21 protein-coding genes are annotated in these 21882 nt (G+C 71.1%); 9 read left to right on the forward strand and 12 right to left on the reverse strand.

Features of this window, described 5'->3' with window-relative positions; genetic code table 11:
• Positions 1–38: 38 nt before the first annotated feature.
• Positions 39–1307: an Ig-like domain-containing protein gene (locus tag ACFWHU_RS09830; RefSeq protein WP_385791248.1), complete on the forward strand. Its 1269-nt coding sequence runs from the start codon at positions 39–41 to the stop codon at positions 1305–1307.
• A gap of 192 nt (positions 1308–1499) precedes the next feature.
• Positions 1500–2492 carry a GNAT family N-acetyltransferase gene (locus ACFWHU_RS09835; protein WP_387224545.1) on the forward strand — a complete coding sequence of 331 codons (993 nt, stop codon included), beginning with the start codon at positions 1500–1502 and terminating at the stop codon, positions 2490–2492.
• A gap of 25 nt (positions 2493–2517) precedes the next feature.
• Here ACFWHU_RS09835 and abc-f read toward each other — a convergent pair whose 3' ends face one another.
• The 4 genes from abc-f to ACFWHU_RS09855 form a co-directional block, all read right to left on the reverse strand.
• Positions 2518–4137, reverse strand: coding sequence for a ribosomal protection-like ABC-F family protein (gene abc-f, locus ACFWHU_RS09840; protein WP_387224546.1), 1620 nt, complete (start codon positions 4135–4137; stop codon positions 2518–2520).
• Between the two features lie 220 nt (positions 4138–4357).
• Positions 4358–5065, reverse strand: a complete 708-nt coding sequence (locus ACFWHU_RS09845) for a phosphotransferase (RefSeq protein WP_385791243.1) — start codon at positions 5063–5065, stop codon at positions 4358–4360.
• Between the two features lie 29 nt (positions 5066–5094).
• Positions 5095–6177, reverse strand: a complete 1083-nt coding sequence (locus ACFWHU_RS09850) for a hypothetical protein (RefSeq protein WP_387224547.1) — start codon at positions 6175–6177, stop codon at positions 5095–5097.
• 238 nt (positions 6178–6415) lie between these two features.
• On the reverse strand, positions 6416–7519 hold the full coding sequence (locus tag ACFWHU_RS09855) for a hypothetical protein (protein ID WP_387224548.1): 1104 nt from the start codon (positions 7517–7519) through the stop codon (positions 6416–6418).
• 66 nt (positions 7520–7585) lie between these two features.
• Here ACFWHU_RS09855 and ACFWHU_RS09860 point away from each other — a divergent pair, with 66 nt between their 5' ends.
• Positions 7586–8731 carry a cystathionine gamma-synthase gene (locus tag ACFWHU_RS09860; RefSeq protein WP_385791237.1) on the forward strand — a complete coding sequence of 382 codons (1146 nt, stop codon included), beginning with the start codon at positions 7586–7588 and terminating at the stop codon, positions 8729–8731.
• A 28-nt stretch (positions 8732–8759) separates the two neighbouring features.
• Here ACFWHU_RS09860 and ACFWHU_RS09865 read toward each other — a convergent pair whose 3' ends face one another.
• The 3 genes from ACFWHU_RS09865 to ACFWHU_RS09875 are packed head-to-tail and all read right to left on the reverse strand — an operon-like array spanning position 8760 to position 10027.
• On the reverse strand, positions 8760–9011 hold the full coding sequence (locus tag ACFWHU_RS09865) for a hypothetical protein (RefSeq protein WP_385791236.1): 252 nt from the start codon (positions 9009–9011) through the stop codon (positions 8760–8762).
• The gene (locus tag ACFWHU_RS09870; RefSeq protein ID WP_385791234.1) at positions 9008–9511 is read right to left on the reverse strand and encodes a sigma factor-like helix-turn-helix DNA-binding protein; all 504 of its coding nucleotides are present in this window, start codon (positions 9509–9511) and stop codon (positions 9008–9010) included. The genes ACFWHU_RS09865 and ACFWHU_RS09870 overlap by 4 nt, the downstream gene beginning before the upstream one ends.
• 30 nt (positions 9512–9541) lie before the next feature.
• Positions 9542–10027, reverse strand: a complete 486-nt coding sequence (locus ACFWHU_RS09875) for a MarR family winged helix-turn-helix transcriptional regulator (RefSeq protein WP_385791730.1) — start codon at positions 10025–10027, stop codon at positions 9542–9544.
• Between the two features lie 453 nt (positions 10028–10480).
• Here ACFWHU_RS09875 and ilvA point away from each other — a divergent pair, with 453 nt between their 5' ends.
• From ilvA to ACFWHU_RS09890, 3 genes are all read left to right on the forward strand, one after another.
• Positions 10481–11644: a threonine ammonia-lyase gene (gene ilvA, locus ACFWHU_RS09880; protein ID WP_385791728.1), complete on the forward strand. Its 1164-nt coding sequence runs from the start codon at positions 10481–10483 to the stop codon at positions 11642–11644.
• Between the two features lie 212 nt (positions 11645–11856).
• Positions 11857–12909 carry an ATP-binding cassette domain-containing protein gene (locus ACFWHU_RS09885; RefSeq protein ID WP_387224549.1) on the forward strand — a complete coding sequence of 351 codons (1053 nt, stop codon included), beginning with the start codon at positions 11857–11859 and terminating at the stop codon, positions 12907–12909.
• Positions 12906–13778, forward strand: coding sequence for an ABC transporter permease (locus ACFWHU_RS09890; RefSeq protein ID WP_385791230.1), 873 nt, complete (start codon positions 12906–12908; stop codon positions 13776–13778). Before ACFWHU_RS09885 ends, ACFWHU_RS09890 begins: the two co-directional genes overlap by 4 nt.
• 52 nt (positions 13779–13830) lie before the next feature.
• Here the strand turns inward: ACFWHU_RS09890 and greA are convergent, their stop codons facing one another.
• Positions 13831–14328, reverse strand: coding sequence for a transcription elongation factor GreA (gene greA / locus ACFWHU_RS09895; protein ID WP_355181153.1), 498 nt, complete (start codon positions 14326–14328; stop codon positions 13831–13833).
• A 218-nt stretch (positions 14329–14546) separates the two neighbouring features.
• Positions 14547–14957, reverse strand: coding sequence for a DUF4307 domain-containing protein (locus ACFWHU_RS09900; RefSeq protein ID WP_385791227.1), 411 nt, complete (start codon positions 14955–14957; stop codon positions 14547–14549).
• 84 nt (positions 14958–15041) lie between these two features.
• On the opposite strand from ACFWHU_RS09900, the gene mca reads away from it, so the two are divergent.
• Positions 15042–15923: a mycothiol conjugate amidase Mca gene (gene mca / locus ACFWHU_RS09905; RefSeq protein ID WP_387224550.1), complete on the forward strand. Its 882-nt coding sequence runs from the start codon at positions 15042–15044 to the stop codon at positions 15921–15923.
• 1 nt (position 15924) lies between these two features.
• Positions 15925–16161, forward strand: a complete 237-nt coding sequence (locus ACFWHU_RS09910) for a hypothetical protein (protein ID WP_385791223.1) — start codon at positions 15925–15927, stop codon at positions 16159–16161.
• 199 nt (positions 16162–16360) lie between these two features.
• Here ACFWHU_RS09910 and ACFWHU_RS09915 read toward each other — a convergent pair whose 3' ends face one another.
• Positions 16361–19582, reverse strand: coding sequence for a tetratricopeptide repeat protein (locus tag ACFWHU_RS09915; protein ID WP_387224551.1), 3222 nt, complete (start codon positions 19580–19582; stop codon positions 16361–16363).
• 349 nt (positions 19583–19931) lie between these two features.
• Between ACFWHU_RS09915 and ACFWHU_RS09920 the strand changes: the two genes are divergently transcribed.
• Entirely contained in the window at positions 19932–20294 is a 363-nt protein-coding gene (locus ACFWHU_RS09920; RefSeq protein WP_385791218.1) for a helix-turn-helix domain-containing protein, read from the forward strand.
• 73 nt (positions 20295–20367) lie between these two features.
• Here the strand turns inward: ACFWHU_RS09920 and ACFWHU_RS09925 are convergent, their stop codons facing one another.
• Complete coding sequence (locus tag ACFWHU_RS09925) at positions 20368–20979, reverse strand: ATP-dependent Clp protease proteolytic subunit (RefSeq protein ID WP_385791216.1); 612 nt, start codon at positions 20977–20979, stop codon at positions 20368–20370.
• Positions 20976–21656, reverse strand: a complete 681-nt coding sequence (locus ACFWHU_RS09930) for a ClpP family protease (RefSeq protein WP_387224552.1) — start codon at positions 21654–21656, stop codon at positions 20976–20978. Before ACFWHU_RS09930 ends, ACFWHU_RS09925 begins: the two co-directional genes overlap by 4 nt.
• Between the last annotated feature and the right edge of the window lie 226 nt (positions 21657–21882).

The raw sequence follows: 21882 nt of genomic DNA on the forward strand, positions 1-21882 counted from the left end.
GGGTGTTCTTAAAGGTCATGGGCAGGGAATCGGCGACGATGGAGAAGCGTGTGATGACGAACGGCAAGCGGCGCAAGGGCCTGACGGCCGCGTCCGCACTGCTCGGCGGGGTTCTGGTGCTCTCGGCCTGTAGCAGTGGCGACGGTGAGAAGGACTCCGGAGCCGAGCGTTCGAAGGATTCGCAGGCGCAGGTGGACGAGGCCGCGGCGAAGGACACGTCCGAGGCCCAGATAGCCATCTCGCCCAAGAACGGCGCCGACAACGCGGGCATCAACAACGACGCGAAGGTCACCGTCACCAAGGGCACGCTCACCAAGGTCGAGATGACCACCGCGGAGGGGGCCGCCGTCAAGGGCACCCTGGCCGCCGACGCCAAGAGCTGGAAGCCGGACGGCCAGCTGGAGCGCTCGACGACGTACAAGATCGTCGCCACGGCGAAGGACTCCAAGGACCGCGAGGCCCACGAGAACTCCTCCTTCACCACCGTCTCGCCGAACAACAGCTTCATCGGCAATTTCACGCCCGAGGACGGTTCGACCGTCGGCGTCGGAATGCCGGTCTCGCTCAACTTCGACAAGGGGATCACCAACAAGGCCGCCGTGCAGGGCGGGATCACCGTCACGTCGAGCAGTGGCCAGGAAGTCGTCGGTCACTGGTTCAACTCGCAGCGCCTGGACTTCCGCCCCGAGCAGTACTGGCAGGGCGGCTCCACCGTCACCCTGAAGCTGGCTCTCGACGGCGTCGAGGGTGCGAACGGTGTCTTCGGCGTCCAGCAGAAGACGGTCACCTTCAAGGTCGGCCGCAACCAGGTCTCCACGGTCGACACCAAGGCCAAGACGATGACCATTCAGCAGGACGGCAAGACGATCAAGACCATCCCGATCTCCGCCGGCTCCCCCGACAACCCGACGTACAACGGTCAGATGGTGATCTCCGAGAAGTTCAAGGAGACCCGGATGAACGGTGCGACGGTCGGCTTCACGGACGACGACGGCAAGGGTGAGTACGACATCAAGGACGTCCCGCACGCGATGCGGCTCTCCACGTCGGGCACCTTCATCCACGGCAACTACTGGGGCGACGACTCGATCTTCGGTTCGACCAACACGAGCCACGGCTGTGTCGGTCTGAACGACGCGAAGGGCGCGAACGACCCCAACCAGCCGGGTGCCTGGTTCTTCGACAACTCCATCGTCGGTGACGTGGTCGTCGTCAAGAACTCCCCGGACAAGACCATCCAGCCCGACAACGGCCTCAACGGCTGGAACCTGAGCTGGGCGGACTGGCAGGCCGGCTCCGCCGCCTGATCCCGTCCCTCTTTCGTCCCGTCCCGCACCGCGGCGGCACCCGATCCGGGTGCCGCCGCGGTTTGCGTGGGTAGGACTTATGACGATTGTGTGCCCCTCCGCGCAACCAACGGCGCGGAAAGGCGGTCTCACTGTCCGGGAAGCGCTGACAACTCGGGGGCACGGACCCGGTAGTGAGCGTAGGTTCGGATCATGCTGATGACTCTGGGAACCCCGCCGTCGGAGGCGGAGACAGACGCCTGGCATGACGTGATCGCGGCTGCCCATCTCCAGGACGTGCCCGCCTCCGTCCCGGAACCCGGCCGTACCGAGACCGCCGGGAAGCTGCGCGTGCAGTCGCCCAACGCGCGGATGCTCCATCTGGTGTCGGCCGCTCCCGACGGGTCGTACGACGGCGTCGCCACGCTGCTGCTGTTCACCGAGGAGAGCAACCGGCACACCGCCTTCCTCGACGCCCTGGTCGTCCGTCCCGAGGCCAGGCGACGGGGCGTCGGCGCCGCGTTGTGGGGCGCGATACGGGCCGAACTGACCGCCGACGGGCGCAGTTCGGTCTCCACCATGCTCGAAGTGGGCGGCGCCGGTGAGGCGTTCGTGGACGGGCTGGGCTTCGCCAAGGTGCTTCCGCTGGCCTGGTACGTCCAGCGGGTCCGGGAGGCGGACGCCGAACTGCCCGAGCCGCGACTGCCCGACGGCTACCGCTTCGCGGACTGGGACGGCGTCGTACCGGACGCGCTGGCGGACGAGTTCGCGCGGGCGCACGACGTGATGCGCGACGCCCCCGCCGGCGGTGTGGACGAGCGGACGCCGAGATGGGACGCGGAACGGGTACGGGGCGCCGCCCGGCTCGTCGACGACCGGGGCGGCATCCTCCTGACCTCGGTGGTGCTGGCGGAGGCCGACGGCACGGGCGCCGAGAGCATCGCCGCGTACAGCGAACTCGTCCTGCGTGACCCGTCCCACACCCGGGCGCTCCAGTACGACACGGTGGTCGTCCCGGAGCACCGCGGGCGCGGACTCGGCCGGGCGGTCAAGCGCCATCTGCTGAGCACGCTCGCCGAACACCACCCCGGAGTACGGGAGATCAGCACCAGCGTCGCCGACGACAACGCGCCGATGCTGGCCGTGAACGCGGCGCTCGGCTACCGGCGCGAGAGGCCGGCGGGGATCTTCCAGGCCAAGCTCTAGTCACGCGGCAGGCGTTGGGCCCGACTCAGCCTTCCGGCACCACCCTTCCCGCGCGCAACTCCAGCCGCTCGCCAACGAATTCGCTCCGGAAGCGGCGGTCGTGCGAGACCACGACCACGGCGCCCCCGTACGAGGCGAGCGCCCGCTCCAGATCCTCCACCAGACTCAGCGCCACATGGTTCGTCGGCTCGTCCAGGATCAGCAGATCGGCGGGGACCGTCAGCAGCCTCGCCAGTTCGAGCCGGCGCCGCTGCCCCACCGAGAGCCCGGCCACGGGCACCGACAGATCCTCCTCCCGGAACAGCCCGAGAGCCAGCAGCTCGTCCGTGTGCTCCTCGGGCAGCCCCCGGCGGCCCACCGCGAACGCCCCCAGCAACGAGAGCCGCGAGGCTGTCGTCGCGGTCACCAACTCCTGTGCCAGATAGCCGACTTCGGCCGTACGGTGGGCGCTGCCCGCGTCCGGCCGCAGATCCCCGGCCAGCACCCGCAGCAGCGTGGTCTTGCCCGCGCCGTTGGGCCCGTCGACCAGCAGCCGGGCCCCCGCCTTCACCTGGAGCGCGTCCACCCGCAGCCGGTCCCCGACCACGACGCCGGACAGCTCCGCCAGAACGCCCTCCGCCCCGGCGGTGGCCGGGTCGGCCGCGAACGTGAGCGGCTCCGGCGGCGCGGGCACCGGCTCCCGCTCCAGCCGTTCCAGCCGCACCCGCGCCGCCCTGACCTGCCCGGACAGCTTCGCTTCGTGCGAACGGCGGTGCTTTCCGAAGCCCTGCCCAGGATCCTTCCCGGTGGCCGCGAGCCGCTGCCCGGCGGCGGCGACCTGCTCCTTCGTACGGGCCAGGTCCGCCAGATACTCCTGGTGGTCCTGCTCCCAGCGGTGCCGGGCCGCGGCCTTGGCCGTGCGGTAGCCGGTCCAGCCGTCGCCGTACCGCGTCACCGCGCGGGTGTCCCGGTCGACCTCCAGGATCGTCGTCGCGACGCGCTCCAGGAACGCGCGGTCGTGGGTGACGGCGACCACCGTGCCGCGGTGCGCCCTGAGTTGGTCCTCCAGATACGTGGTGGCCCGGAGATCGAGATGGTTGGTCGGCTCGTCCAGCAGCAGCAACTCGGGCGCCGAAGCCAGGACGCAGGCCAGCGCCACCCTGGACTGCTCGCCGCCGGAGAGCGATCCGAGCGGGCGTTCCCGTCCGACGTGGGCGAGTCCGAGCCCGTGCATGGCGGCGTCGACGCGGGCGTCCGCCGCGTACCCGTCGCGGTCCTCGTAGGCGGTCAACAGATCGCCGTAAGCGGCCAGTTCGGCTTCCGTGGCATCGGCGAGCGTCGCCTCGGCGGCGCCGATCCGGCGTTCGAGCTCCCGCAGATCCGCGAGGGCCGCGTCGACGGCGGCCTGGACGGATCGGCCGGGGTCGAGCCCGAGGGTCTGGGAGAGATACCCGACCCCGCCGGGGAACAGGACGGTGACCTCACCGCCGTCCGGCCGCTCGGCCCCGGCGAGCAGCCGCAGCAGGGTGGACTTCCCGGAGCCGTTCTCCCCGATGACACCGGCCCTGTCACCGGGCCGTACGGACAGTGACACCTGATCGAGGACGGTCCGGTCGCCGTACGACTTCGAGACGTCTCTCATCGACAATTGGGCGCGTTCGCGCATGTTCTTTCCCTGGGGTACGAGTTACCTGCGTCGGGCGGAGACATGGGGACGCCGGCGGTCCTGACGAGGACCCACGCCGGGGCGTCCGCGCCCGGAATCAGAGAAAGAAGTAGTACGAGTACATACCCATGGCGCCGAGTCTAACGAGGGCCACCGGAGGGCGCCCGCGAATTACCCGCCGCCGGGCGTCCCGGGCCCCCGAAGATCCGCCGGACACGGCCTAGAGCTTCGCCGCCAGTTCGAAGGCGTGGGCCGACACCCAGGTGTACGCGGCCCGTACGTCGTCCACCACGCCCCGCTCGCGCAGCGCTGCCATCGCCGGATCGCCGTGGTCGGCGGCCTCGTCGATGCCGCGCCAGCAGCGGTCCTGCCACCAGAGGATCGTGCGGACGATGCCGTCCCGGTCGTCCAGGCCGTAGGAGTCGCAGACCAGGGTGATCCGGCGGGCCGCCTCGGCGACGTCCGGCACACGGGGGCCGAGGTCCAGATACTGCCAGCAGACGTGGGCGACATCGTGGATACGGTCGCCCGGGGCGGCGAGGTCCCAGTCGATGAGGGCCACGGGCAGCCCGTCGGCGTAGACCGTGTTCTTCGGCGACAGGTCGTTGTGGCACACGACTTCGCGCCCCTCGGCGAGCGACGATCCGGCCGTCAGGTCATGGAACTCCCGTACGAGCTCCGCGACCCGCGCCAGCCGCGCGTCCGACAACGGCAGGGACACCTGCCCCTCGACGTACTCCAGTACCTCGCGCCCCTGCTCGTCCACACCCCGGTACCGGGGCGCCCCGCCCCAGCCCCGCGCCTCGAACAGCTCCAGCAACTCCCTTGTGTACGCCGCCCGTCGAGCCGGCGGCCCGGAGCGCCGCACGGTGTCACCGACACGTACGACCTGATTGATGAACCCGCCCGGCAGAGGAGTCTCGTCCATACCCCCCACGATGCCAGGCCCCCGGCGCGTCACACGCCCCGGCTGATACGGGCGCGGGCCTCCGTGCCGCGGATCGCCTTCGCGCGGGTCGCCGTGAAGAAGGCCGCCGGGTCGCGGCGGGTGCGCCAGGGCAGGGCGTTCACATAGCCGTCGACCAGGCGGAACTGGTCCAGGGCCTCGTCGTGCCTGGTCTGCCGCGTCAGGAAGTACGCCAGCAGATGCCGCACCTCCGGGAGCCGGGGGTGGTCCGTGGGCGCCCGGGCCGTGTCCGCGAGGGCCGCGTCGACCAGCGCCGTCAGATGCGGGCCCGTGTAGTCACGGGTGGTCGCCGCGGCGTCGTGGTGGTCGAACCAGGCGATCAGCGGGAGGGCCGTCATCAATGTGCCCGGCGGCGCGTCCGCCGTGGCCTGGGCGGCGAATTCGCGGGACAGCTCGGCCGAGCCGTGCCACCGCGCGCTCCAGTACTGGATCGCGGCCTCGTGCGCCCCGTACAGCGGCGCCGACGTGGGGTTCGGCGTGCGGGCCGTGATCTCCGCCCACAGTTCACGCATCCGGTCCGGGCCGTAGCCGACGCCCAGCGCCGTACGGATCTCGACGATGTACGGCGTCGGGTCGTCCGGGCCGAGCTCCGCCGCGCGGGCCGTGTCGGCGCGCACCTCCGGCAGCAGCTCGTGGAAGCTGTCCGCCTGCTCGGGCGTGGTGTGCTCGGCGTACGGCGAGCCCCGCAGCCGCCACGCGCGCGCGACCGTCGCCGACGCCCGGACCAGCTCCGCGTCCGCGTCGGGCCGGGTCGCGCGCCACGACCGCAGCCAGGCGTCCTGCCGGGCCGCCGCCTCGCCCAGTACACGCGCGTAGAGCGCACGGCGCTCCCAGTCCCGTTCCTTGCCCGTCGACGCCAGCAGCTCCGCCGCCGCCTCCCAGCGGCCCGCCCGCGCCTCGTCCAGGGCACGCTCCAGGGCAGCGTCCGGGCCGGCCAGCTCCGCGTTCTGCCGGTCCCTGGGGAGCAGCCCGAGCTCCGCTTCAGTACCGACCAGTGAGGACACGCTCCGGCGGGCCTTCAGCCAGAACCAGATACCGAACGCGAAGAGGACGAAGGGCAGAACGCGTGCCATCGAATGGCCCCCAGGGTTACGGAGAACAGGTGAAGAGATGGTGTGGGGGATCTGCGGAGTATGCACCACCCCAGGTCAGCGCGGCAATGGCGCCTCCCGCGGGGACGGCACCTCACGACCGGCTCCGGGGCCTTGGCCGGAGAGCGCTGACGAGGTCGCCCGGCTCGTGGGCGCGCCCTGTCCTCAATCGCCGGACGGGCTCAAAATGAGCCCGTCCGGCGATTGAGGACACCAACCACTACCTCGGCAGCGTCGCCGGGCTGCCGCCGTTCGCCTCGTAGCCCGCCACCGCCAGCGCGCGGTACAGCGCGTACATCCCCGCCGGGTCCTCGCTGTGCGTCCACGGCATCGCGCCGACGTGGCCGTCCACCAGCACGAACTGGTTCATCGCCTCCGACCACCGCTCCGCCCGCACCAGGAAGACGATCAGCAGATGCCGTACGTGCGCCAGCATCGGGTCGTCGGGGCGCGCCGCGTGCACCGCGAACATGGCGCCCTCCATCGCCTTCGACACCACCGCGCTGCGGTAGAAGTCCCGCACCAGCGCGATCTCCGGCAGATGTTCGTACACCGCGAACAGCGGCAGCGCGGCCAGCAGCGAGCCCTGCGGGGCCCGCGCCGCCGACGCCGTCGCGAACCGGTCCGCGTCCTCGCGTGAGCCGTGCCACTTCTCGCACCAGTAGTGCAACGCCGCGAGATGCGCGCCCATGTGGTCCGGCGCCCGGTCGATGACCTTCGCCCACAGCTGGTCGAACCGCTCGTGCGGATAGCCGAGCCCACGGGCCACGGCCAGCTCGACGATGTACGGCACGGGGTCGCCCGGCGCCAGCAGCGCCGCGTCGCCGCAGACCGAGCGGGCCTCCTCCAGGATGATCCGGAAGTCGTCCGTGCCGGCCGCCGACGAGCGCCACGCCTGCTGCACGAGGAACTCCGCGTGCACCTGCGCGCCGCCCGCGTCCTTCGGTGACTCCGACCGCCACGCCCGCAGCCACGCGCCGCCGACACCGGGCTTCTCCTGAAGTTCCAGCGCCGCCGCGCCCGCGAAGGCCTGGACGCGCTGCCAGCGCACCTCGCCCTCCTTGGCCGTCCCGGCCAGCAGCTGCGCCGCCGCCCGCCAGTCCTGGGTGCGCTGGACGACGTCGAGTACGTCGAGGAGATCCTGGTCCGGCCCCGGGAGCCGGATGTCCAGCTCCTCCTGCCGTACGAACTCGTACGAATCCGGGTCGGCGGCATCGGGCGCGCCGGGCTCGACCATACGGATGCCACCGCGGCGGCGCCGTACATACGGCCCGATGACGGCCGCGACCATGCCCATCGCGATCAGGAACCAGAGAATCTCCATGTTCTCCATTGTCCCGGACGTGGACAGCTCTCTGAGCCGGGTCCGATCCGGCTACCCTCGGGCCTCATGACCGACGAGCACAGCTTCGAGACGATCGCGATCCACGCGGGGAACACTGCTGATCCCCTCACCGGCGCGGTCGTTCCCCCCATCTATCAGGTGTCCACGTACAAGCAGGACGGCGTGGGCGGACTGCGCGGCGGCTACGAGTACAGCCGCAGCGCCAACCCCACGCGTTCCGCGCTGGAGGAGAATCTGGCGGCCCTGGAGGGCGGCCGGCGCGGGCTCGCCTTCGCGTCCGGCCTCGCCGCCGAGGACTGCCTCCTGCGTACCCTGCTGTCGCCGGGCGATCACGTCGTGATCCCCAACGACGCGTACGGCGGCACCTTCCGCCTCTTCGCGAAGGTCGTCTCGCGCTGGGGCGTGGAGTGGTCGGTGGCCGACACCTCCGACGCGGCGTCGGTACGGGCGGCCCTGCGGCCCCGTACGAAGGCGATCTGGGTCGAGACCCCGTCGAACCCGCTCCTGGGCATCAGCGACATCGCGGCCCTCGCCGAGGTCGCCCGCACGGCCGGCGCCAAGCTCGTCGTCGACAACACCTTCGCGAGCCCCTACCTCCAGCAGCCGCTCGCCCTCGGCGCCGATGTCGTCGTGCACTCGACGACCAAGTACATGGGCGGTCACTCGGACGTCATCGGCGGCGCCCTGGTCACCGCCGACAACACGCTCGCCGACGAACTCGCCTACCACCAGAACGCGATGGGCGCGATCTCCGGCCCGTTCGACGCGTGGCTGGTGCTGCGCGGCGTGAAGACCCTCGCCGTCCGGATGGACCGGCACAGCGAGAACGCGACACGCGTCGCCGAGATGCTGACCCGGCACCCGAAGGTCGCGAAGGTCTACTACCCGGGCCTGCCCGAGCACCCCGGTCACGAGATCGCCGCCAAGCAGATGAAGTCCTTCGGCGGCATGGTGTCCTTCCAGGTCGCCGGCGGCGAGCAGGCGGCCATCGAGGTCTGCGGCCGGGCGAAGGTCTTCACGCTGGGGGAGTCCCTCGGCGGTGTCGAGTCGCTGATCGAGCACCCGGGACGGATGACGCACGCCTCGGCGGCGGGCTCACCGCTGGAGGTCCCGGACGACCTGATCCGGCTGTCGGTCGGCATCGAGTCCGCCGACGATCTGCTGACGGATCTTCAGCAGGCGCTCGCCTGACGGGAGTTGGGCGGTTTCGCTCAGCTCTCTACCAGCCCTCCAGCGGCGGCGTCTTCTGGGACGGCGGGAGCGACCACGGCTCCACGACCGATGCCCAGACCGTGAAGGCGATCACGGTCACCGTGACGAGCAGCCAGAACAGCAGGCGCCAGGTGCGCCTGCGGTTCAGGAGGCGGGTCCCGAGGGCGGTCGCGCGGGCCGTCAGGTCGGCGGGGACCGGCGGATGCGGCAGGTCGAGCATCCGGCGGACCTCGTCCTCCTTACGGCTGTGGCCGCTCATCGCGTCACCTGCCGGTGGAGCAGCGACAGCGGCCAGTGCGACGGCGGACGGCGGGCCGGCTCGGGCTGCCGCATCGCGACGATCGCCCGCGCGCAGATCGCGCGCACCCGGTCGGCCGGCAACCCGATCAGCGCCGCCGTCTGCTCCTCGGCGACCCCCTCGTACAGCCGCAGCACGAGAATGAGCCGTTCCTGCGGGGTGAGCCGGCCGAGCAGGCCCTCACCCGTGCGGTGGTGGTGCCGCCAGGCGCCGCGCGCGTAGCGGGTGGCGATCTCCTGGCGCGCGCGGTCGTACGGGTCGTCGCCGCGCAGCCGGTCCCAGTCCGCGTACGTACGGGCCAGGGCGGCCGTCAGCAGGCGCTCGGCGCGGGGCTTGGTGTCGGCGGGCTCACCCGTCAGCAGTGTGGCGGCATGCAGCAGTCGGCCTGCCGCGCCCGCGACGAACGCCTCGAACTCCCGGGCGCGACGACGATCCGTACCCGTCTGCTGTCGCTGTCGCACACCTCATATGAGGACAGACCCCGGCCCAGGTCAAGAGGCCGGCGGTGGCTCCGTGCCGGCGGGTTCGTCGGCCGGGGCCCGGTTCGCGGCCGGTTCGGCCGGCGCGGGGCCCGACTGCCGTGCGGACAGGGCGGAGTTGAACCGGGTGAGGAGGGTGCAGAACGATTCGCGTTCCTCCTCCGTCCAGCCGTCCGTGACCTGCGACATCAGCTCGCGGCGTGAGGAGCGGACCTCTTCGAGGCGGTTCAGCCCGCGCACCGAGAGTTCCAGGACGACGGCGCGGCCGTCCTCCGGGTGGGACGTGCGCTTGACCAGGCCGGTGTCGACGAGAGGCGCGACCTGGCGGGTGACGGTGGAGGAGTCGATCCCCATCCCCGCGGCCAGTGCCTTTACGCCCATCGGGCCTTCCAGATCAAGCCGGTTGAGCAGGAGGTAGGCGGCGCGGTCCATGGAGTTGCGCACCTGGCCGACGCCGCCGAGACGGGTCTGTTCCGCCCGTCGGGCGAATACGGCCACCTGGTGCTGAAGTGCGTCGAGGAGTGGGGCGTCGTCAGTGCGGGCGCTGCCGGTGGGGGCATCGCCGGTGGCGACGGATTCGGTACCGACGGAAGGTGCCGGTGCGGACTCTAAAGGTGCGGAGCCGGAGGGGTCGGAACCGGAGGATTCGGAGCCGGAGCCCGGGGAGGCCGACACAGCGGAAGTCATGTCCTGAGTAGGGGGCATGGCTGGGGCTCTCTCGTGCGGTGGTCGGTTGGTGGGGGACAGAGTACGCGGCCCCGCCCTTGGCCGTACTGGCCCCGCGTAAACCTGTCGACGGGCCCTGGTTCCGGGCGGCCGACCGGCGGATGAGCTGCGAGACTGGCGGTCATGACCTTCGGTACGTCGCGTCCCTCCGGATCATTCACTTCCGCTTCCTCGCGTGGCTCCGCGCCCGCGCTGATCCTCGACGACATCCGCGGGGCGCAGAAGATGCTCAACGGTGTGGCACGGATGACCGCGATGGAGGGCAGCAGGCATCTGACCCACCTGGTCGGCGCACCGGTCCATCTGAAGTGCGAGAACCTCCAGCGCACCGGGTCGTTCAAGCTGCGCGGCGCCTACGTGCGGATCGCCGGTCTCTCGCCCGAGGAGCGCGCGGCCGGGGTCGTCGCCGCCAGCGCGGGCAACCACGCGCAGGGCGTCGCGCTCGCGTCGACCCTGCTCGGCGTGCGCTCCACCGTGTTCATGCCGCTCGCGGCGCCGCTGCCCAAGGTGGCCGCGACCCGTGAGTACGGCGCCGAGGTACGGCTGCACGGCCAGGTCGTCGACGAGACCCTGGCCGCCGCGCAGGAGTACGCGAGGGAGACCGGCGCGGTCTTCATCCACCCCTTCGACCACCCGGACATCATCGCCGGGCAGGGCACGGTGGGCCTGGAGATCCTGGAGCAGTGCCCCGAGGTACGGACGATCCTCGTCGGTCTCGGCGGCGGCGGCCTCGCCGCGGGCATCGCGCTGGCGGTGAAGGCGGTGCGGCCCGACGTCGCGGTGATCGGCGTGCAGGCGGAGGGCGCCGCCGCGTACCCGCCCTCGCTCAGGGCCGGGCGGCCGATGTCGATCGACGAGCAGCAGACGATGGCGGACGGCATCAAGGTGGGCCGGCCGGGCGAGATCACGTTCCCGATGATCAGGGACCTGGTCGACGAGGTGCGTACGGTGTCGGAGGACGAGCTGTCCAGCGCGCTCCTGCTCTGTCTGGAGCGGGCGAAGCTGGTGGTGGAGCCGGCCGGGGCGAGCACGGTCGCCGCGCTGCTGAGCACTCCGAAGGCGTTCCGCGGGCCGGTGGTCGCCGTGCTGTCGGGCGGCAACGTGGACCCCTTGCTGATGCAGCGGATCCTGCGGCACGGGATGGCGGCGGCCGGGCGCTATCTGGGGCTGCGGCTGCGGATCACCGACCGGCCGGGGGCGCTCGCGACGCTGCTCGGGGTGCTGTCGGTGGCCGACGCCAACGTCCTGGACGTGGGGCATGTGCGGACCGATCCGCGGCTCGGGCTGACGGAGGCGGATGTGGAACTGCGTCTGGAGACGAAGGGGCCCGAGCACTGCGCGGACGTGGAGGCGGCGCTGCGCGAGGCGGGCTACACGATCCTCGGCTGAGCGCCCAGGCTGAGCGCCCGCGCCCGAGTGACCGACCCGAGCACCGAAGCGCCTGAGCGGTGCCTAGTCAGCTTTACGTAGAGCTTACTTATTTCTCTTGCCTGTCGCGATGTATCGCGTTAGCGTCAGGGTCTGTTGCCGGTCGGCTTAAGCTGTCGTTGGCATGGATCGCACCATTTGTACGAATCTGACACAACTCTGGGAGTACCCCTATGCCAGGCGCCATCTACGCCGAAGGCCTGGTCAAGACGTTCGGCGACGTACGAGCACTGGACGGCGTCGATCTCGATGTCCCCGAAGGAACGGTCCTGGGGCTGCTCGGCCCCAACGGTGCGGGCAAGACCACCGCGGTCCGTGTGCTGACGACCCTGCTCCAGCCCGACAGCGGCAAGGCCGTCGTCGCGGGCATCGACGTGCTCAAGCACCCCAACGAGGTGCGCAGGAACATCGGACTCTCCGGCCAGTTCGCCGCGGTCGACGAGTATCTGACGGGCCGCGAGAACCTTCAGATGGTCGGCCAGCTCTACCAGCAGAGCGCCCGCGCCGCGAAGGCCAGGGCCGTCGAACTGCTGGAGCGCTTCAACCTCAGCGACGCCGCCGACCGCACCGCCAAGACCTACTCCGGCGGTATGCGCAGGCGCCTGGACCTCGCGGCGGCGCTCGTCGTCTCCCCGCCCGTGATGTTCATGGACGAGCCGACGACCGGTCTCGACCCGCGCAACCGCCAGCAACTGTGGGGAATCATCGAGGAGTTGGTCGCGGGCGGTACGACACTGCTGCTCACCACCCAGTATCTGGAAGAGGCCGACCACCTCGCCCACGACATCTGCGTCATCGACCACGGCCAGGTCATCGCGCGCGGCACCGCCGACGAACTCAAGGCCCGCACGGGCGGCGAGCGCGTCGAGGTCGTCGTCCACGAACGCGACCAGATCACCCCGACCCACGACGTGCTGGCCGGCTTCGGAAAGGGCGACGTGATGGTCGCCCAGCACACCCGCAAGCTCACCGTCCCGGTCACCGGCGGAGCGAAGCTGCTCGCCGAGATCATCAGGGAACTCGACGCCCGGGGCGTCGAGATCGACGACATCGGGCTGCGCCGCCCCACCCTCGACGACGTCTTCATCTCCCTCACCGGCCACGCGGCCGAGGAGGGCCAGGAGAACGGCGACGGCCCGGCGCCGGGCGCCGCACCCGGCGTCTCTCCGGCCAGGACGAGCACGAGCACGAGTACGACCACGGAACCGAAGGAGAGCGCCAAGTGAGCGCCGTAACCGAGGCCTCGCCGAAGGCCCTCGCCCCACGTCCGCGCGGCGGCGTCGTCCAGTCCGTGCGCGACTCACTCGTGGTCGCCAAGCGCAATCTGATCCGGATGCTCCGCATCCCGGAGATGATCGTCTTCGGGCTGATCCAGCCCATCATGTTCGTGGTGCTCTTCACCTATGTCTTCGGCGGCTCCATCAACATCCCCGGCGCCCCCGCCGGCAGCGCCCAGGCCTACCGCGAGTTCCTGATGGCGGGCATCTTCGCGCAGACCGTCACCTTCGCCACGGCGGGCGCGGGCGCCGGAATCGCCGACGACATGCACAAGGGCCTCATCGACCGGTTCCGCTCACTGCCCATGGCACGCGGGGCGGTCCTCACCGGACGTACGCTCGCGGACCTCGTACAGACCGCGCTGACGCTCGTCGTCCTCGCGGTCGTCGCGCTGCTCATCGGCTGGCGCACGCACGAGAACATCGGCAGTGTGCTCGCTGGCTTCGCGCTGCTGCTCTTCCTCGGGTACGCGTTCTCCTGGATCGGCGCGCTGATCGGGCTCATCGTCCGTACACCGGAGGCCGCGACGTCCGGCGGGCTGATCTGGCTCTTCCCGCTGACGTTCATCTCCAACGCCTTCGTACCGGTCAACGGCATGCCCGCGTTCCTTCAGCACGTCGCGGAGTGGAACCCCTTCAGCGCGACCGTGCAGGCGGCGCGCGAGCTGTTCGGCAACACGATTCCGGGCCGGGAGGCGTCGGTGACAGGCGCGTGGCCGATGGAGCACCCGATCTGGGCCTCGCTGATCTGGTCGATCCTGATCATCGTGGTGTTCCGCACCCTGGCCGTACGGCGCTACCGCTCCGCCACGGTGTAGTACTTCCGTCCTCGAGCGCCGGACGGGCCTCAAGCCCGTCCGGCGCTTTCGCTCAGCCCTGGTAGGGCTTCGCGGCCAGGATCTTCACCGAGGCCTTGTTGCCGTTCGGCAGCTCGTACTCCGCTTCCTCGCCGACCTTCTTGCCGTTCACGCCGACGCCGAGCGGCGACTGCGGCGAGTACGTCTCGATGTCGGTGCTCGCGTATTCACGCGAAGCCATCAGGAACGTCAGGGTGTCGTCCTCGTCGCCGTCGAACGCGATCGTCACGACCATGCCCGGCTCCACGATCCCGTTGTCCGCCGGAGCCTCTCCCACCTTGGCGTTCTGCAGGAGCTGGGTCAGCTGGCGTACCCGCAGCTCCTGCTTGCCCTGCTCCTCCTTGGCCGCGTGGTACCCGCCGTTCTCCTTCAGGTCCCCCTCCTCGCGGGCAGCCTCGATCTTCTGGGCGATCTCGACGCGCGCGGGACCAGACAGGTATTCCAGCTCGGCCTTGAGCTGGTTGTACGACGCCTGGGTGAGCCAGGTGACGTTCTCGCTGGTCTGGGTCACAGCTGCTCCTCGTAGGTACTGGGAATACAAAGCAACGCCCTACCCAGAAGGATTGGACCTTCTCGGGTGGGCGAAACCACGAGCCTAACAATTCCGCGGCGCGAGAGCAGGACGAAAGGCATCAGAATCACATCAACGCAGGTCAGCGGCGTGAACCTGGAGGAATGCCGGGGAGGGTCAGACCACGACCCGGCGTGCCGGGACGTGGACCACGCTTGTCAGGCGGCGTCCGCCGTACACCCGACGAGCTCCGCGCTCGTCGCGCTCAAGGTCGTACGGACAGTCACGACCCGGTCGATCCGCGTCTCGGGACCCTCGAAACGGACGTCCTTGCGGCCCACCTCGGCGCCGTCCTCCGCGCGCGAACGCAGCGTGCACGTGCCGGCCACGTCCCGGTCCTTGCGGACTTCGAGATGCACCTCGACGGAGGTGTCCGATACCCGCTTGAATTTGATGAGCTCGCCCGAGACACTCTGGCCTGCCACATAGTCGTAACCGAACCACCCGACGAGCGCGAGCAGGCCGACGCCGAGCACCGAGCCGACGATCTTGAGCTTGCGGTCCGCGCGCTCGTCCGACGAGCGGCCGTAACGGTCCTCGGGAAGAACCGGTGTGCGTACCGCGGTCATGATCGTTCCCCTCCGGAATTTTCCGTGCCTCGATTCCGTCACTATAGAAGCCGCCCGATGCGACATATCACTGAGGACCGAGTCTTGACTGACCAGCTGCGATTGATGGCCGTGCACGCCCACCCCGACGACGAGTCGAGCAAGGGCGCGGCCACCATGGCCAAGTACGTATCCGAGGGGGTGGACGTGCTGGTCGTGACCTGCACCGGTGGCGAGCGCGGCTCCATCCTCAACCCCAAGCTCCAGGGTGACTCGTACATCGAGGAGCACATCCACGAGGTGCGCAAGAAGGAGATGGACGAGGCCCGGGAGATCCTCGGCGTCAGACAGTCCTGGCTCGGTTACGTGGACTCGGGCCTGCCCGAGGGCGACCCGCTGCCGCCGCTCCCCGAGGGCTGCTTCGCACTGGAGGACGTCGACGAGGCGGCCGGCCGGCTCGTGCGGATGATCCGCGAGCAGAAGCCGCACGTCGTCACGACGTACGACGAGAACGGCGGCTACCCGCACCCCGACCACATCATGACCCACAAGATCTCGATGGTGGCCTTCGAGTCGGCGGCCGACGCCGAGAAGTACCCCGAGGCCGAGTTCGGACCGGTCTGGCAGCCGCAGAAGCTCTACTTCAACCAGGGCTTCAACCGTCCCCGTACGGTCGCGCTGCACGAGGCCCTGCTGGCACGCGGGCTCGAATCCCCCTACGGCGACTGGCTGGAGCGGTGGAAGGAGTTCGCGCGCGTGGAGCGGACGCTGACCACGCACGTGCCGTGCGCCGACTTCTACGAGATCCGCGACAAGGCGCTCGTCGCGCACGCCACGCAGATCGACCCCGACGGCGGCTGGTTCCGCGTTCCGATGGACATCCAGCGGGAGGTCTGGCCGACCGAGGAGTACGAGCTGGCGAAGTCGTTCGTCGACACCTCCCTCCCCGAGAGCGACCTCTTCGCGGGCATCCGCGACAATGCCTGATATGTATGCGACCCAGGCAGTGACGCAGCTCGTCCCGCTCGCGAAGGAGCTGGACGAGAACAAGGTGACGCCCGGCGTCCTCGGCTTCATCGTCTTCGCCGTGATGGCGTGCGCGGTGTGGCTCTTGATGAAGTCGATGAACCGCCACATGGGCAAGGTCGACTTCAAGGAGACGCCGGCGGACGGTACGGAGTCCACGAAGGCGCCCGCGGCGCCGGTGGGCGACCGGACGGCTTAGGGCCCACCCCCGCCTCCCGCCCCACCCACTCCCGCCGACCACCCCTCCGGGGCGCGCGGTCAGCGGGAGTGTCCGCCTTTCCCGACACGGGGTGTCCGGGCGGGGCCGCCGGCCATCGCGGCGCAGTGCTCGCCGCTGGGGCGGTGCGTGAGCACGTCCGTCGCGGTGGCGGTGATCGCCTCCGGTCGGCGGTGGCCGGTCAGGCGCCCACCTGTTCCACCGGGACGCCCATCACCTCGCGGGCGTGGCGGTTCGGGACCATGCCGAGGCGCCATGCCTGCCAGCCGTCCTCCAGCGTGACGCCGCGCTCCAGCATCACCGCGAACGTCTCCGCGCACTCCTCCAGCTTGCCGTCGCGCGTCGCGTGCCGTGCCGCCGTCAGGTCGGCCAGTTCCTGCTCCGCCACCACGGACCCCACCTCGACGCCGCCCGCCGAGCCGTACGGCAGCAGCGTGCAGCGCAGGAAGCGGGCCCAGTCGGCGCCGCGATGGTCGCCGTAGGAGGTGAACAGCGCCGTCGCCTCGTCGCACAGCGCCAGCGCCTGGACCGCCTTGCTGTTGCCCGCGTCCACGATCGCCAGCTCCAGACACGTCCAGGCCTCGCCGTGCGCCACACCGATCCGGCGGAAGTCCGCGCGCGCGTCGACCAGCAGCTGCCGGGCGAAGCCGGAGTTACGGAGATTGCCGGTCTGGGCGGCCCGCTGGTCGCGGGTGACCCGGCCCGAGTGGTGCCGGGCGCAGGCCAGCCCGTACACGTCGCGCATCCGGGAGAACATCGAGCGCGCCCGCTCCAGTTCCCGTACCGCCTGCGCCGCGTCGCCGCACTCCTCCAGCGCCTGGCCCAGGTAGTACAGCGTCCACGCCTCGCCGCGCGCGTCCTCGTTGTCCCGGTGCCTGGCCAGCGCCTGGCGGAACTGGTCCGCCGCCGACTCCGGTTCGTTGTCCACCAGCCGGGCGCGTGCCAGCTGGGTCAGCGCCCAGGCCTCGCCGCGGCCGTCGCGGGTACGGCCGTACAGGTCCAGCGCCTGGCCCAACTCCGCCTCGGCGCGCGGGACATCGCCCAGCCGCAGACACACCTGCCCGAGCTGGAAATGCGTCCACGCCTCGCCGTGCAGCGACTCGCCCTCGCGGTGCAGGACCAGCGCCGTCGACAGCAGCGCGACCGCCTCGTTGAGATTCGCCCGGTCGCGCTCCACCGCCGCCAGCGCGTGCAGCGTCCAGGCGCGGTCGGTCCCCAGCTCGGCCGGGGCCTGAAGGTCGAGCGCCTCGCGCAGCTTCGCCGACGCCTCCGTCAGATTGCCCTGGTGGTGCAGCGTGATGCCGAGCGAACAGAGCGCGCGGGCCACCCCCGCGTCGTGATGCGCCTCCCGGTACAGGTCGACCACCGACGTCAGGGTCGTGCGGGCCTTGTCCAGCTCACCGAGCTGCCGGGCCGCGATGCCCGTACGCCACTGCACGGAACGGGCCAGCAGCCCCTGGTCGACGGCCTGTGTCAACTCGCTGATCTCACCGAGCCGGTAGAGATCCCCGCGCAGCAGGCAGTAGTCGCAGAGCGCGCCCAGCAGAGCCAGTACGGCCGCCTGGTCGACACCCTCCGCGTGCCGCAGCGCGGCGGTGATGAAGCTCGACTCGTCGTCCAGCCAGCGCAGCGCCGCGTCGAGCGAGGAGAAGCCGTGGCCGCCGAACTGGTCGGCGCGCGTGGACGTCTTGCCGTCGACCAGCCGGATCACCGAGTCGGCGAGCTCCGAGTAGTTCTTGATGAGCCGCTCCTGCGCGGCCGTACGGTCCGCCGCCTCCTCCTCGTCCAGCAGCCGGGCGAGGGCGAAGTTCCTCACGACGTCGTGGAGCCGGTAGCGGCTGGCGCGTACGTGGTCGATCAGGCCCGCGCGCGAGAGCACCGTCAGCAGCCGCTCGGCCTCCTGCTCGTCGGTGGCCAGCAGCGCGGCGGCGGCAGCGGCGCCGAGCGACGCCCGCCCCGCCAGCGCGAGCCGCCGCAGCAGCCTGCGCCCCTGGTCGCTCTGGTCGGTGTAGCGCAGCCACAGCGCCCGCTCGGCCGGGTCGACCGGGCCGTACGCCTGAAGATCCGTGGCCAGCTGGTGCGACGTACGCGAACCGAGCGACGACCCCGCGACACGCAGCGCCAGCGGCAGACCGCCGCACAACTCCCCGATCCTGTCGACGGCCTGGGCGTCGTACGGCCCGCCCACCGGCTCCTCGCCGGCGGCGCGCAGCAACTCCTCGCAGCCCGCGCCGTCCAGAGCCTCCACCGGCAGCTGGTGCACCCACGCCGGGGTGTCCGCCGGCAGCTCGACCGGCTGACGGGCCGTCACCAGCACCAGACTGTCCGAGCGTTCGGGTACCAGCGTGCGGATCTGCTCCGCGTCGGAGGCGTCGTCCAGCACGATCGTCACCGGCAGACCGGTCAGATGCTGGTGGTACAGCTCGCTCAGCCGCCGCACCTGCTGCTCGGGCGACGACCGCTCACGGAACAGCAGTTGTTCGCGGGGCGCGCCCAGCCGGTTCAGCAGATGAAGCAGCGCGTCCCGCGTCGACAGCGGCGCCTCGCCCGCGTCGCCGCCCCGCAGGTCCACCACGCACGCCCCGCGGAACTGGTCCCGCAACTGGTGTGTCGCCCGCACGGCGAGTGTGGTCCGGCCGGACCCCGGCGCGCCGTACAGCACGACGACCGTCGGCTTCGTCTCCGTCGACGCGCGCGCCGCGTGCACCCAGCGCGCGATCTGCCCGATCGCCTCGCGCCTGCCCGCGAACGGGCCCTCGGACTGCGGGAGATGACCGAAGGACTGCTCCAGCACACTGCGCCTTCGGGCGGCGGCGCTGCGGTCGGCGCCGCGCAACTGCGGGACGACGGTGGGCTTCTTGGTCGTACGCCGCGTCGCCTGGGTCAGTACCCGCTGCTGGTCCAGGTACGGGCGTATGCCCCGTACCTCCAGCGCCGTCAGCCACTGAAGCCTCAACTGCTCGACGTCGCCCGGCTGTCCGGCGGCGCCGCCCCGTCCCGCGCGGCCAGCCGGGCGGCCGTTGGAAGCCACCTTCGCCACGGCCGTCGCCCCGCCGACGACCCCGACGATCACCCCCGTGCCGACAGCTGTCTCCGCGCCCGTACCCAGAGCGACGTCCGCGACGACCGCCGACGCGGCGGCGACGACCGCCACCAGAGCGGGAGTTCCGAGCGCGCCCCTGCCGAACCGCTCCGACATCGGCCGCCGCGCGGCCGCCGCCTCGTCCGACGCGGCCACGTACAACTCGTACTCGTCGGCGGCGGACTCCGCGATGGCCTCCAGCGCGCCCCGTCCGCGCGCCAGTAGGACGTTGCCGTCGATCCGTCCGCCGGAGCGCCGCACCTCTTCCTCGACGGCGCGTACCAACAGCCTCTCCGCCTCGGTCCGATGGCTGTCCCGCATATGCATCCCCCTCCGAGAGCATCCGGTGCATTGGCCTGCCCCGGGCCCGTCCTGCGACCGAGCCCCGCGCCAGTGTCCTGCGCGAGACGCGCGAGCGCGAGGCGGCCTGCCGGGCCCGCGGCGGCCAATGTCGCCGGTCCGGAGCCGGGTGCCTGCGCGCGTATCCCGTGCGTACGTGTGCCCGTACTTCGGCGTACGGGTGCCTGTACGTCTTGCCCGCGCGGCGCCCGTGTTACGCCCGCGGCGGAAAGAGCCCGGTCGGGGGCGCCGGTGCGTGGTCCGGGGGAGGGGCCCGGCTTACGCTCGGGACGGCGGGTGTCGTGCCGGTCCACAGCTGACGGAGGAAACCATGGGTGAAGGCGTCCTGCGTGCCGTTCCCGTTCCCGGCCGGGGCGACAGGCCCGACGAGCCCCTGATGCGGGACCTCGTGGGGGCCGCGCTGCGCCGGGCCCGGCTGCGCCAGGGCCGCACGCTGAAGGACGTCGCCGACCGGGCGCAGGTGTCGCTGCCGTATCTCTCGGAGATCGAGCGCGGGCGCAAGGAGCCGTCGTCCGAGGTGCTGGCGGCGGTCTGCCGCGCGCTCGGCCTGCATCTGGTCGACCTGGTGGGCGCGCTGCACTCCGATCTGTCCACGCCGTGGGCCACCGCGCACCGGTCCACCGGGCGGGGCGGCCGGAGCGGCCGGACCGAGGCCCTGCTGCTCGCGGCGTGACCGCCGGACGGGCGGGTCACGCCCGTCCGGCGACCGAGGGCGGCCCGCCCACCGGCCCGCCCCACCGCATCCCCTACTGCCCGCGTTCCGCCAGTTCGCGGGTCGTGATCACTCCGTCCACCAGCCCGTACTCCTTGGCCTGCGCCGCCGTGAAGTACTTGTCCCGGTCGGTGTCCTCCCGCAGCCGCTCCACGCTCTGACCCGTGTGGTGCGACAGGATGTCCTCGATCTCGGCCCTCGTGCGCAGCACCTCCGCCGCCTGGATCTCCAGGTCCGCCGCCTCACCCTGCCCCTGGGTCGACGGCTGGTGCAGCAGTACCCGCGAGTGCTGGAGCGCCGTCCGCTTGCCGGGCGCGCCCGCCGCGAGGAGTACGGCGGCGCCGGAGCCCGCCTGGCCGAGACAGACGGTCGCGACGTCGGCCCGTACGAACTGCATCGTGTCGTAGATCGCGGTCAGTCCGGTGGCCGAGCCGCCGGGGGAGTTGATGTAGAGGTTGATGTCCATGTCGTGGCTCTCGTGGTCGAGATGGAGCATCTGCGCCATGATCACGTTCGCGACGCCATCGTCGATCGACGTGCCGAGGAAGATGATCCGCTCGGAGAGCAGCCGGCTGAAGACGTCGTAGGAGCGCTCGCCGTTCGGTGTCCGCTCGACGACGACGGGGACGGTGTACTGCCCGCTCATGCCGCCGCCCCCTTGCCGGTGGCGCCCGTACCGCCGGTGGCGGCCGCGGGCTCGAAGCCGAACCCGCTCGCCGCGTCACCGCCCAGCTCCGCCACGCTCCGTACGACGCGGTCGACGAAGCCGTACTCCTTCGCCTGCTCCGCCGTGAACCACCGGTCCCGGCGCTGGTCGGCCGCGATCGTCTCCAGGCTCTGCCCGCAGTGCTCCGCGATCAGCTTCTGCATGGTCAGCTTGGTGTACGCGAGATTCTCGGCCTGTACGGCGATGTCGGCCGCCGTCCCGCCGAGCCCGCCGGACGGCTGGTGCATCATGATCCGCGCGTTCGGCAGGGCGTAGCGCTTGCCCGGTGTCCCCGCGCAGAGCAGGAACTGGCCCATGCTCGCCGCGAAGCCCATCGCCAGTGTGGCGACGTCGTTCGGGATGAACCGCATGGTGTCGTAGATGGCCATCCCGGCGTGGACGGAGCCACCCGGGCTGTTCACGAACAGGACGATGTCGCGCTTGGGGTCCTCCTGCGACAGGAGCAGGAGCTGGGCGCAGATCCGGTTGGCGATCGCGTCGTCCACCTGTTCGCCGAGCACCACGATCCTGCCGTGCTGAAGGCGGCCGGCGATCTGGTCGTCGAACGGCGCCGGGGCGGTCTCCGCCGCCGCGAGCCGTGGAACGGTCGAGAGCATGTCTTCCTCCATGACCCGGCCCCCGACGGCGGGCGCTCACCCACCTCGGCCGGTCCACTCCACCCTGCGGACGCGGCTCCGGCGGAGGCGAGCGATTCTGCCGTGCGGAGATCTCCTCTCGGCAGAGCGGCGCGCCGGATTGAAGGGCCAACCGGCAAGTTGCTGCACCGTCTTACGCATCGCGCGTAGATGTGCAATCTTGTTGTGCATGACCGGCGGCGCCACC

Source organism: Streptomyces sp. NPDC060366 (genome assembly GCF_042725135.1).
In the GTDB taxonomy this organism is placed as follows: Bacteria; Actinomycetota; Actinomycetes; order Streptomycetales; family Streptomycetaceae; genus Streptomyces.

What these genes read in the sequence shown, in the direction of transcription:
- ACFWHU_RS09930 (WP_387224552.1), bottom strand. Translation starts at nt 21,656, where the DNA reads ATGCTCTCGACCGTTCCACGGCTCGCGGCGGCGGAGACCGCCCCGGCG.
- ACFWHU_RS09920 (WP_385791218.1), top strand. Translation starts at nt 19,932, where the DNA reads ATGGGTGAAGGCGTCCTGCGTGCCGTTCCCGTTCCCGGCCGGGGCGAC.
- ilvA (WP_385791728.1), top strand. Translation starts at nt 10,481, where the DNA reads ATGCTCAACGGTGTGGCACGGATGACCGCGATGGAGGGCAGCAGGCAT.
- abc-f (WP_387224546.1), bottom strand. Translation starts at nt 4,137, where the DNA reads ATGCGCGAACGCGCCCAATTGTCGATGAGAGACGTCTCGAAGTCGTAC.
- ACFWHU_RS09915 (WP_387224551.1), bottom strand. Translation starts at nt 19,582, where the DNA reads ATGCGGGACAGCCATCGGACCGAGGCGGAGAGGCTGTTGGTACGCGCC.
- ACFWHU_RS09830 (WP_385791248.1), top strand. Translation starts at nt 39, where the DNA reads ATGGAGAAGCGTGTGATGACGAACGGCAAGCGGCGCAAGGGCCTGACG.
- ACFWHU_RS09900 (WP_385791227.1), bottom strand. Translation starts at nt 14,957, where the DNA reads ATGACCGCGGTACGCACACCGGTTCTTCCCGAGGACCGTTACGGCCGC.
- ACFWHU_RS09850 (WP_387224547.1), bottom strand. Translation starts at nt 6,177, where the DNA reads ATGGCACGCGTTCTGCCCTTCGTCCTCTTCGCGTTCGGTATCTGGTTC.
- ACFWHU_RS09855 (WP_387224548.1), bottom strand. Translation starts at nt 7,519, where the DNA reads ATGGAGATTCTCTGGTTCCTGATCGCGATGGGCATGGTCGCGGCCGTC.
- ACFWHU_RS09860 (WP_385791237.1), top strand. Translation starts at nt 7,586, where the DNA reads ATGACCGACGAGCACAGCTTCGAGACGATCGCGATCCACGCGGGGAAC.
- ACFWHU_RS09925 (WP_385791216.1), bottom strand. Translation starts at nt 20,979, where the DNA reads ATGAGCGGGCAGTACACCGTCCCCGTCGTCGTCGAGCGGACACCGAAC.
- ACFWHU_RS09885 (WP_387224549.1), top strand. Translation starts at nt 11,857, where the DNA reads ATGCCAGGCGCCATCTACGCCGAAGGCCTGGTCAAGACGTTCGGCGAC.
- ACFWHU_RS09845 (WP_385791243.1), bottom strand. Translation starts at nt 5,065, where the DNA reads ATGGACGAGACTCCTCTGCCGGGCGGGTTCATCAATCAGGTCGTACGT.
- ACFWHU_RS09910 (WP_385791223.1), top strand. Translation starts at nt 15,925, where the DNA reads ATGTATGCGACCCAGGCAGTGACGCAGCTCGTCCCGCTCGCGAAGGAG.
- ACFWHU_RS09865 (WP_385791236.1), bottom strand. Translation starts at nt 9,011, where the DNA reads ATGAGCGGCCACAGCCGTAAGGAGGACGAGGTCCGCCGGATGCTCGAC.
- ACFWHU_RS09835 (WP_387224545.1), top strand. Translation starts at nt 1,500, where the DNA reads ATGCTGATGACTCTGGGAACCCCGCCGTCGGAGGCGGAGACAGACGCC.